6 protein-coding genes and 1 CRISPR repeat array are annotated in these 12,005 nt (G+C 43.5%); of the genes, 4 read left to right on the forward strand and 2 right to left on the reverse strand.

Annotated features, from left to right (window positions below; genetic code table 11):
- Nucleotides 1-416 precede the first annotated feature (416 nt).
- Nucleotides 417-3,591: a CRISPR direct-repeat array (repeat unit 35 nt; unit sequence GTTTCCATTAATTCGACTTCCGAAGAAGCCTAAAG).
- 221 nt (nt 3,592-3,812) lie between these two features.
- Complete coding sequence (gene cas1, locus JGK11_RS16845) at nt 3,813-5,882, reverse strand: CRISPR-associated endonuclease Cas1 (RefSeq protein WP_293212325.1); 2,070 nt, start codon at nt 5,880-5,882, stop codon at nt 3,813-3,815.
- 755 nt (nt 5,883-6,637) lie between these two features.
- On the opposite strand from cas1, the gene JGK11_RS16850 reads away from it, so the two are divergent.
- From JGK11_RS16850 to JGK11_RS16865, 4 genes are all read left to right on the forward strand, one after another.
- Nucleotides 6,638-9,904 (forward strand): NACHT domain-containing protein, encoded by a 3,267-nt coding sequence (locus JGK11_RS16850; RefSeq protein WP_293212327.1) that lies wholly within the window; start codon nt 6,638-6,640, stop codon nt 9,902-9,904.
- A gap of 122 nt (nt 9,905-10,026) precedes the next feature.
- Entirely contained in the window at nt 10,027-10,758 is a 732-nt protein-coding gene (locus JGK11_RS16855) for a hypothetical protein (RefSeq protein ID WP_293212328.1), read from the forward strand.
- 38 nt (nt 10,759-10,796) lie between these two features.
- Nucleotides 10,797-11,309, forward strand: coding sequence for a hypothetical protein (locus JGK11_RS16860; protein WP_293212329.1), 513 nt, complete (start codon nt 10,797-10,799; stop codon nt 11,307-11,309).
- A 21-nt stretch (nt 11,310-11,330) separates the two neighbouring features.
- A complete protein-coding gene (locus JGK11_RS16865; protein WP_293183644.1) occupies nt 11,331-11,585 on the forward strand; it encodes a hypothetical protein in 255 nt (84 codons plus the stop codon).
- A 117-nt stretch (nt 11,586-11,702) separates the two neighbouring features.
- Here the strand turns inward: JGK11_RS16865 and JGK11_RS16870 are convergent, their stop codons facing one another.
- Complete coding sequence (locus JGK11_RS16870) at nt 11,703-11,918, reverse strand: hypothetical protein (RefSeq protein WP_293212330.1); 216 nt, start codon at nt 11,916-11,918, stop codon at nt 11,703-11,705.
- Between the last annotated feature and the right edge of the window lie 87 nt (nt 11,919-12,005).

Below are 12,005 nucleotides of genomic sequence, written 5' to 3' on the forward strand. Positions count from 1 at the left end.
GGTTTGGTAGTTTTTCTCATTGTCAAATACCTGGAAAGTAGACCACTCATATTTATCAATGCACTATTTTGTGATTTTGTCAATGCGTAAGTCCTAGAAACGCATAAAAACCCGGTTTCTGACCACCCGCCGCCAACTCACGATTCCGAGAGTCCAACAGGGGTTAAAAACCCCTGTCTCATAGCGAAAGTCCTCTCAAAGAGGACTGATATTAATGATAATTTAATTGAGGTTTCCCAGTCGGTTTTTAACCGACTTTCGCTATGAGACGGGGAATTAATTCCCCGGCGGACTTGCGCGTGAATGCGAGATTTTTTGGTTACAAATGAATCATAATATTTAGCCCGATTACCTTTCTATTCCTAATATTTACCAAATAAAATTCCTAGATATTTTTTAATACCTAGGGATTTAATGTTTCCATTAATTCGACTTCCGAAGAAGCCTAAAGATTGGAGCGAGGCTAAAGTTTCACTTCCAATACAGGAGTTTCCATTAATTCGACTTCCGAAGAAGCCTAAAGCCCATACTACAGGTGCACGAACATATCGAATGGTAAATTTGTTTCCATTAATTCGACTTCCGAAGAAGCCTAAAGATCGTATGATCCCAATTCTGTTGATGAAAATGATGAAGCTGAAGTTTCCATTAATTCGACTTCCGAAGAAGCCTAAAGCCGATCAATCTCGTACCGATGGGCAAGGTCCACTCAAGTTTCCATTAATTCGACTTCCGAAGAAGCCTAAAGGTTGGAATGGGATGCACTTCTGCGTCTTTCGGGAAGAAAAGTTTCCATTAATTCGACTTCCGAAGAAGCCTAAAGGACGGAAAGACAACAAGTAGACGTCGTCGGCATAAAGTTTCCATTAATTCGACTTCCGAAGAAGCCTAAAGCGGGTCTACCGTCGTAATGACGGAAAGTATAAACGAAAGTTTCCATTAATTCGACTTCCGAAGAAGCCTAAAGGAGCTGGACTCAAACCGGGTGTTGGTGCATTTTCGTGTTTCCATTAATTCGACTTCCGAAGAAGCCTAAAGCCTGGATTCGCAGAAGCCCAGATCGCAAGCCTAAATGTTTCCATTAATTCGACTTCCGAAGAAAAAGGGTACTTGCCCTCCGCCTGTTGAAATGTTTCCATTAATTCGACTTCCGAAGAAGCCTAAAGATGGAGAAGTCGTCTGAATCAAAGGGGTAACGTAGTTTCCATTAATTCGACTTCCGAAGAAGCCTAAAGACCCCCAGAGCATCAAGATACGTGTAGATTCAGGTAATGTTTCCATTAATTCGACTTCCGAAGAAGCCTAAAGAATCCAGAAAATCTCGGGAAAGGAGCTGACACAATTCTTGTTTCCATTAATTCGACTTCCGAAGAAGCCTAAAGCCAAAGAAAAAAGCCCAGATCGCAAGCCTAAATCTGCATAAGTTTCCATTAATTCGACTTCCGAAGAAGCCTAAAGTTTTATAGTTTTTTGGAAGAACAAACCTGGCGAAAGTTTCCATTAATTCGACTTCCGAAGAAGCCTAAAGTAGACTTAGGAATAGCGAATAATTAGTTTCCTTTCAAGTTTCCATTAATTCGACTTCCGAAGAAGCCTAAAGTTTGACTTTGATTTTTTCCTCTATCTTTAGTTTTTCAGGTTTCCATTAATTCGACTTCCGAAGAAGCCTAAAGCAGTACGCTCGGAAATGCTGGGAAGTTGTCTTTTGCGTTTCCATTAATTCGACTTCCGAAGAAGCCTAAAGTAGCCACTTTCGCAAGCCCCGATCCGTGCACAAGTTTCCATTAATTCGACTTCCGAAGAAGCCTAAAGAAATTCTAAATGGAGTATATAATACTCTGTTAGGTTTCCATTAATTCGACTTCCGAAGAAGCCTAAAGCTTGGGAATTCCAATCGGTTTGACTGGGTATACTGTCGTTTCCATTAATTCGACTTCCGAAGAAGCCTAAAGCCGTCAACTCGTAATCGCAAAATACAATTAAAACAAGTTTCCATTAATTCGACTTCCGAAGAAGCCTAAAGAGGACTTGATAGAGATTGAGTACGACCTTAGGATGTTCGGTTTCCATTAATTCGACTTCCGAAGAAGCCTAAAGAGATAATGGTAAAGCTATAAGTTACCGTTTTGTTACGTTTCCATTAATTCGACTTCCGAAGAAGCCTAAAGCTGCAGGTGGTGAGTACACAAAAGTCGAAGTTTCTTGTTTCCATTAATTCGACTTCCGAAGAAGCCTAAAGTTGTTAAAGAGTTTTCGGACTCATTTTCCGCTGAAAGTTTCCATTAATTCGACTTCCGAAGAAGCCTAAAGTTTTGGTCAAAAACCTCCCAGCTGCAAGTCATACTTGTTTCCATTAATTCGACTTCCGAAGAAGCCTAAAGCTGGAAAAGTCTCTTTCATTCCAAAAGGCTCTATTGTTTCCATTAATTCGACTTCCGAAGAAGCCTAAAGCTGGCTACAGGGATCCTTGGTGATGCTACAACAAGAGTTTCCATTAATTCGACTTCCGAAGAAGCCTAAAGCTTTGGTTTTGACAGTTATAATCTCAACTACTGGCTCTGGTTTCCATTAATTCGACTTCCGAAGAAGCCTAAAGATTATTTGTGGGCAAAGTTCCGAAAGGGTGGCTTATGTTTCCATTAATTCGACTTCCGAAGAAGCCTAAAGATGATAATTTCTATATCAGTTTTACAAACCAAGGAACTGTTTCCATTAATTCGACTTCCGAAGAAGCCTAAAGTACTATTTGCAAGGAGCATTTAACCTTGCTCCTAAAGTTTCCATTAATTCGACTTCCGAAGAAGCCTAAAGTGGTAGTTGCAACCGCAAGTGCGGCCTTGCAAGAGTTTCCATTAATTCGACTTCCGAAGAAGCCTAAAGAAGAAAGTTTTGACGAAATCTATGACGGTTCTACAAGTTTCCATTAATTCGACTTCCGAAGAAGCCTAAAGAGTACTGTCATAGTTCCCGATGATGAGGTAATTCTCATGTTTCCATTAATTCGACTTCCGAAGAAGCCTAAAGCCCTAAAAACCTCCGACAATGGCGGTTGTAATGTTTTGTTTCCATTAATTCGACTTCCGAAGAAGCCTAAAGCCCTGAAAAAGGCAAAGGTGGACTTTGTCAAACATGTATAGTTTCCATTAATTCGACTTCCGAAGAAGCCTAAAGACGTTGTTCAAACTCAAAACTCAAACTCGAAGCTAGTTTCCATTAATTCGACTTCCGAAGAAGCCTAAAGAAGTACGCTGAGGTTTTGATTTCGGATCAAGATTGTTTCCATTAATTCGACTTCCGAAGAAGCCTAAAGGTTCAAAAGATCCCAGGAACAATATGTCAACTAATGTTTCCATTAATTCGACTTCCGAAGAAGCCTAAAGTTATAATCTGCTCTGGCAGGTTATTGATGAGATTTTGTTTCCATTAATTCGACTTCCGAAGAAGCCTAAAGTTAAAATACCGCTGTCACTGCGGTGCGACAAAACAAGTTTCCATTAATTCGACTTCCGAAGAAGCCTAAAGATGCCGAACATATTGCCCAAAGGTAGGCGAACAAGTTTCCATTAATTCGACTTCCGAAGAAGCCTAAAGGCTAGCCCCTAGAAGCTTTGCCCTGAGCTAAGTCTACAGCACTTTTTCGTGGGATGCAAGTTAAACCCTCAATCCAAGCCGACATCTTGTCAAAAAGCACCATAATCAGAGACTTCAAAGCCATACCAGGAGAGCAATTCGTGGGATAGAACCACAGAATGCGGGTTTCAGCGTTTTGCCTATCCCACGAAAATCTCTCATGGTTGTGAGTCAACCCTATTCTATTTATCCCAGAGCATCGGACGATACACCTCAACCTCCCCCATCAAAGCCGAAACATACTCCCGCACCTGCAACTCCAAGCATCGGCGGTACGCCACCTTATAACCTGTATGCGGATGAGTCGTCTCCGACAATAACTTTTCATCCCAATGTTTGAGAAACTTCTTCAAAGCATGAGGCTGAAGAAACACCCCGCCCCGTTCGTCCGGCGGCGTGAAATCTTCAGGGACAAAAATTTTCTTATTCACCAAATACGCCACCAGAGAATCCACAACCTGAGCCCGAAACTCCTCCATCAAATCAGAAACCAAAGCTGCATGATTATCGCGAGGAACATGAAGATTCCCAAAATTCGGGTGCAGCCCCACAGACTCCACAAAAGAGAAAACATTCTGACTCAACAAAGTGTAGCCCAAACTCATCAAACTATTAATCGGATCAGTAGGAGGGCGCTTCGTGCGAACTTCAAACACAAACGGGCCCGAAAACAAAGAACCCAAAGCTTGAAAATAGACAGTCGCCGCCTTCCCCTCATAACCCCGCAACGCATCCATCGACTCAGCCAAAGGTAAACTTTCCATCAGCATTTCCAGCATTTCCACCGCCTGCAAAACTGATGTTTCACTAGCATCCTTCGACTTGCGGCGGTTCAACCGCATCAGCAGAATCCGCGAATTGTGTAACTTCGCCCGCACAATAGCCTCCGCTTGTAGCCGCACAAACTCAGGATTCATCGAACAACTCACCTGCTTTGTCAAATATTCCACCTTAGCCCGCCCATCATGTTGCATTCGCCCGAAATAGCGACCCCGCTGCGACAAATACAAAATCGGAATCCGCTGATGCAGCGCGCAAGACACCGCCCCATGAGACACATTACAACAGCCAAACAAAATAATCTGGCTTACCCGACTAGCTGGAACCTTGATCCGCAATTCCTGCTGGTAATAAACCTGAAACTGGTAGTTTTGAATGCTCAGATAAGCCCCCTGATCCGTAACATACAACGTACTCATAGGTTCCCTCCAAAAATGTTCCGAATTAGCGCGCGGCAAAACAATCCGCTTCACAGAAATACTGCAAGCCAAAGGCTTCCCAGAAAACACAGGTACTTTGCGAGTTGCTGGGCGAAAAAAAGACATTCCCGAAGCTCGCGTTACCCCCCCTAGCCCCCCCTTGCTAAGGGGGGGGACAACTTCTGATAGCCCCCCCTTGGCAAGGGGGGGTTGGGGAGGTTCCGGTGCAAAAACCTCTCCATCACGAAACAGATAGCCGAGAAAAACAAACTCCTGATCCGGTGCAAAAATCTGCGTCTTTTCCGGCTGAAGCTTTAGATACAAACTCCCCAGCCAAACACTAATCTGTTCCAAACAGCGATTAGCTTGAATAGAATCAGCACAAGCAATCGCAAAATCATCGCCAAACCGCACCAAATTAAAACCGTGACTCAAACAAAGTCGGTCAAACTGGTTCAAATACAAATTAGCCAAAGCCCCAGAAAGAATCGCCCCTTGCAAAACTCCCTGATTTGCATATAAACACTGACCCTTAACAACAATTCCCGACCCAAGTTGCTGTGCGATTAACTGCCGCAAAATCGGCTCTAACTGCAACTTTTCCAAATCAGCCAATAGCAGCGGCCAACAAAGATTGTCAAAAAACTTCTCAATATCGGCCTTGACAATCCAAGTCTGCCCGAAGCGATAATAGGAATACAAATGTTTAACAGCCATTTGTATTCCCCTACCCGGACGGTAAGCGTAGCTGCAATCGAGAAAAACATCCTCCAGCGGCCAATACAGTTCGCCCAGCAAAAAGCGCTGCACAACTCTGTCCCTCACCGTAGGAATGCCAATCAAACGTTTGCCGCCGTTGTTTTTGCGCAGGTAAAAACCCTTAGCAGGGCGCGGAAAATAAGATTCCTGCTGCAACTGCATCTGCAAAACCTGCAATTGGTATCGGGCAACACCGGCAAACAAATCAAGGGTAATGCCGTCGATTCCGGCGCTGCGGCTGCCTTTGCGGACTTGTTGCCAAGCGCTGTGTAGGGGTTCTGGTGTGAATTCCATGTACTCCCTCAAATTGGGTTTTGAACCTTACAACTTTGATTCTGGCAGGGGGGTATTTGAGTTCGGATTCGAGTAATGGGGAAATTTATATGAGTTTGTGTATGAGTTGGTATTTGACTCATTAAAATTATTTGATTGTCCCACCGTCCGATTGTCGATTGTTCCACAGTCCGACAGGGGTTTAAACCCCTGTCTCAAAGCGAAAGTCCTCTAAAAGAGGACTGAAGAACTGAAGCAAGATTAATATTTTGAAATATTGATATTTTGAAATATTGATATTTTAAAATATTAATTTTATCGAGATTTTTCATTACCAATAACCTGTAGGGGCGGGTTCGCCAAGGACTTTTCAGGTAACAAACAAGTTAAATAAACCCGCCCGACCCCACGAATTAACCCCGTATCGGAAAAAAAACTACAATACCTGACATTCTGTAACAGAATTTAAGGGCGATCGCAATTTTTTCTTATTTGGCATAATCCAATAAATACAGGGGCAATCGAGATGTTTCTTTATCGTGAATTCTCTAACAAAATCTAGGGTAGATTGGGATTTTTCGTTGGGTGGGGGCGGGTTTATGAGATTGTGGGTTTGAGACAAATATTGTTGGCGAACCCGCCCCTACAAGACCTGGAATGATGTAATAGGATGCAGGGGCGATCGCAATTTTTCGTTAAAGGGGCAGATTTATTGTATAATCGATCGCAGGCACAGATTGTTGGTGAACCCGCCCCCACAAAACTTCACACCTCCTATGTCAAACCGCACTCTCCAAGCCACACCCAAAGGCATCGAACTCGCCAAAAGAGCTTTGGAACGCAAACATTTGACCCAAAAAGCACTTGCAGTTGAACTGCTAATTGCAGCTTGGTCAACTATCAACGGATTTTTTACCGGCAAGGCGATTTCTCGATCGATTTTCATGGATATTTGCGATACCCTAGAACTAGACTGGCAAGAGATAGTCGGTCTAAAAACAGAATCCGATACAATAACTTCCGCTGTATCCGATGAAAGTATCGCCAATTTAATATCAGAAACAATATCAACAACCAGCTACAACCTCCCACCCAGCGACGAACTATTTGCAGCAACAGAACGCAGCGCCGCCCGCGCCAGGGCAGCCCTCAATCCCTACATTCTCCCCCCCATTCCCCGCGAAACCCTGCTGTCCAAATGCCTCAAAGAAATTCGCGCCGGAGCCCTTGAAAACAAACGCCGCATCGTCCCAATTTTAGGGGCCGCCGGATACGGAAAAAGCACCATTCTCGGCAGCATCTACGACGAACTGCACGCCGAACAAACCGAATCAGACAGTGGCTGGTTAGCCTTAGCCCGGTGCGACGACTTAATCGAATCCGCTGAAACCTTTGCCCTCGAACTCGGTGAAAAAATTAGTGGCAAGCGACAATCAATTGTGGAAATTGCCCGACAACTAACAACCCAACAAAATCGCGGTATTTTGCTGATTGACACTCTAGACATCGTACTGACAAAACCTTTAGTTCCGGTGTTGCGGGGCATCTTATCCCAACTTTTAGAAATCGGCACAACTGTCGCCTTTACCTGTCGCGATACCGACTACAGCAACTTTTTTGAACCCTACCACGAAAGCTTTGCCGGATTCCGAGAAAGCGTCAGCGACAACTGCAAAATTACCCCCTTCACCACCGAAGAAGTCAGAACCGCAGCCCAAGAATTTATTAAAACCCAACCCGGTTTCAACACCTTAGCCAGCCAGCAATCTTTTGCCAACCAAATTATTGCCCTTTCCGCCGACAGCGTATCCCTGCAAGAAATTGTCTGCCATCCCTTGCTGCTAGCTTTACTTTGCGACTTGTTTGCTGCTGAAGAAACAGTCCCCGAAGATTTAACAGTCAGCCAGCTATACGAAAAATATTGGGATTGGAAAATTGCCAAAGTTCGCCATAACTTGCAGTCCGAACACCTCAGCCTCGCCAAACAAAAACTGTGCCTGAAACTAGCACGACTAATGTATGAAAACTCTGGAGATAGATTGCGTGACTTTGTTTACGAGGGCGATTTAGAACTTAGCGAAACAGAATTCTCTGCTTACAATTCACTCAAAAGCGACGGAATTTTTAAAGATTTAGGAGGAAAGCGCGCGGGATTTTTCCACCAGACATTTTTAGAATATACAGTTGCCCGCTGGATGAATACTAGCGAAAAAGGCGAACGAGCTAAAAACCAACTAAAATATGATTTAATTGCTGCTAAAATAGCTGATTCTAGATATTATATTTGGTCGATATTTCGCCAACTTTTAACCCTCTTAAGTCTACCAGAATTCACCCAAATTTCCGATGAATTAGATACAACCAAAATCCTGCCTTTTCGCGCCGTCACCTTTGCCAGTGTTTCCCGCACCGAACCCGAATCCTCAGCCGTGTTGCTGTCCCTGCTGGCGATCGCCCTTATCAGAGACTACAGCTTCCAAGAAACCCTGCTAGCAGCAGCCAGAGGAGCACCACAGCGCCACAGAGACACTGTTTTAGAACTCGCAGTGCAACTGCTGGGAAGAGTCGGCCCGGAACTAATTAATAAAGCAGCCGAAACAGCGGCCGAATTGCTAGCGCGAGTCCCCGCAACCGGGCCGGCAAATCTCGAATTACCCGGTGAAATTTCTCAGTTCGATCGAGCCCTAGCAGCCATCGCCAACCGACAGTCTCAAATAACCGAAAATAATTCACAGTGGCAAATAACCGAAAATAACCGACAGTCTCAAACAACTGAAAATAACCAACAGTGGCAAATAACCGAAAATAACCGACAGTCTCAAACAACTGAAAATAACCAACAGTCTCAAATAACCGAAAATAAACGACAGTCTCAAACAACCGAAAATAACCAACAGTCTCAAATAACTGAAAATAAACGACAGTCTCAAACAACCGAAAATAAACGACAGTCTCAAACAGCAGAAAATAAACGACAGTCTCAAACAACCGAAAATAAACTACGACAAGAACGCTATCAGATTTGGGGTAAATTTATCGGTGTTTTTTGTGAAAATTATGCTAACAAACGGACAGATAAGATTGACTTAGAAATTTTAGAAAGCCTAAAAAAATATTACTTTCACTTCGGTGGCAACGTTCGTTCTACCGTCATTGAACTTTACCTAACTCCGGGCATTCCCGCAACAGTACAGCGAGAATTTCTGCTAACAATTATTTCTCAACCAATTTCCGAACAATTCAAAGAACAAGAAAACACCACAAAACTTCTGGGCCACCTGCTACCAAACTTTTTAGCTGCGGGCGATACCCTCTTCGGAACCACTTGGCAAGATGCACTCCGCGCCCCACTAGGCAAATACTGGACTGCGGTTTCCGCCGCTGCTGTCGGCCGCGCTGCTGCATCAGATACACCCTTGCTAGAAGCAATTTTAAAGAGTACATTCAGCGATATTTTGCCAAGGGATATAGGGGATTTAACGGGGCGCAATCTCGCTGCTATTACATCAGCAATTCACAGTGGTGTGACTGATTTAGTTGCTGCTAGTTTACTAAAAATTCCCATAGAAACTATCCCAGCGAATCGGGCATCAACTATTACTTTAGTATTCAGAGAACTGGCAATTTATGGTAATGGTTTGCATCCCCTCAGCACCGAACTGCAATTAGCTTTGGTTCAGTGGATTGTCCCGGCTATAGAGCGAGCTCCCATCGAATTTATCCGCGCAATCGATGCTTTGGCTAATAATCGATCGATAGAGCAGCTTTTGGCAGAAATTCTCGAACAATTACTTCCCACACTGCCATCATCACAAACAGCTCAAATCCTCAAAAAACTCAATAACGTTCCTCCTGGACTCGAACCTTACTTACAAAAAAATGCTGATTCAAAAGAAGTGCGATCGGCCCTAGTTAAATTATACCGCCAACAAGCAGAAAATACAGCGGATTCGAGCAATGACAAGACATTAACGTCAGCGGATTCGAGCAATGACAAGACATTAACGTCAGCGGATTCGAGCAATGACAAGACATTAACGTAGCGGATTCGAGCAATGACAAGACATTAACGTCAGCGGATTCGAGCAATGACAAGGCAATACCGTCAGCGGATTCGTTATCTATTTCTGAACTCGCAAAACTGTGTTTAGATTCCTCGCGAGATGTGGCCCTCGATGCCTCCGCAGCCATACTCGCCCTCGCCGAACAAAAAAAGCAGATCCAGTTACAGCAATTGCTACTAATTTTAGCAAAGTCTCCCCTCGTTGGCGTCCGCCAAAACTGTTTAAAATCTTTCATTGAAAAAGTCAACTCGCAAGTAGTTGCAACCTCAGAAATTATCGCTGTTTTTGAAACTTTAGCAAACGATTCGACTGCCGAAATAGTCCAACTTTTATACAAATTGATAGACACTGCCATTTGGAATCATCCTTCAGGGGTAAATACAATTGACCCCGATTTAGCAGAAGCCACCTTTGAGCTAACTCGCAGAATTGTTAAAAGCTCCAATCAAGATGTTATCAGCATGGGAGCAGCTTCAGCACTGATTGCTTTAAATCAAATAGCTCTTTTAGAAAAGAGAGAATTCATGCCACAGATTGGTACTTGCACCCGCACCTTACTGCGAATTGTAGACATCAGCCGCAAAGTAGATAAATTAGTTGTCACAGGATTGCTGACTAAAATTGCTAAATTTGACTCCGAGTTTTTAGCTGCTATTGTCAGGGAAGATTTGATTGTTGGCGATTCCCTGATGCCAGTACCGAACCAGTGCGCTGTGGCTGTGGCTGTTGCGAACGACTGTGGCAAAAATTCACCGCTGCTAGATGAGATTTTAAACGATGGTAGAATTCCCAATGAGGTCAAAAGTCGCATTATTCGCGATCGAGAAGCTTGAGAATACAAGTTGTTTCATGATTTAATAAAAAAAATGCCATGTTTGAATTAAATAGAATCCAATCCATTGCCCAATCTTATACTCCACAAGAGCTATTTGCGGCTTTGGTTTGGCAGCGCCAATTCAATGAATTTAATGGTGAAGAAGTCATTACTGACCTTGCTAACCACTCTTCTTTATGGGCAAGCTTCATATTCTCAAAGCCCATTTTTGCACCCGATGAAAAAGGTTTAAGCTTTAATGGCGTACTCGATACGCTGTTAGCAATGGCAAATTATCGCCCCATGCCCGAAACTAGCATTATCCATTATATTCCCTACCCAGCCGACACACTTTACTTGCTAACAGAAAACCGAGATACAACCGTGTCTCAGCTTGTAGACTTCGGCAAAAAGTGGCGGGCTGACTCAGTTGAAGTATGTGATGGAAAGAATGAGGAGTATGGCTGGCAACTCAAACGTCGGTTAATAGCTAGACTAGAAGGAACACTTTGGGGTGACAATCCTCAACAAGCTCAGGATGCAGTCGTTATTTCCTACTGGTGGGATTAACTTACGGCTAACAATAAATGTTTGAGAATAACAATTGAGTTGTTGATTGATACTAGCATCACTTTAGAAGAAACCTTTTATCCCCATTTGCGACAACAGCAAACAGAAATTACTGCTTTCCTACAACAGCAGGAATCTTACTATTGGAAACTACTCCAGAGCGATCGGGCGGGAAAAGGCATCATTACTGGGTTTCTGATTAATCAATTTTTTCATACCTATGATTGCTGTATGAAATACATAAACAGATGGGCGATTCAACACAACACAAGTTGACTCTTGATTGGGATGGGTATAATGAGATTTTTTGGCCGGAGATTGATTGAATTTGTTTGATACAATTCCCAAACTACATGATACAAACAACAGCCATTATCGCGCGAGCCCCTGAGATTAATGTTGCGATTCTTCATTTTTCCCTTCAGGATTAATCGTGCGATCGCTACTTTGTGGGTGTTCAGTCTGGTACGAGGAAGCCGCCTTAGTCAATAAATACGCCACCAGAGAGCTCAGGGAACGCTGCTCGCTCTCGGCCCATACTTCCAACACTTGCTTGACTTCCTTGTCCAGGTAGGCAGTAATTACGTCTGCCTTTCTTCGGCTTGGCACTTTTATATCAATCTATACAACTCCTGTCATCTTACCGCTTGCAAAGCGAAAAACAGTTTGTTACAGTATATAGCAGTAAGTTACCGT

Source organism: Microcoleus sp. PH2017_34_RAT_O_A (assembly GCF_020737885.1).
Classification (GTDB): Bacteria; Cyanobacteriota; Cyanobacteriia; order Cyanobacteriales; family Microcoleaceae; genus Microcoleus.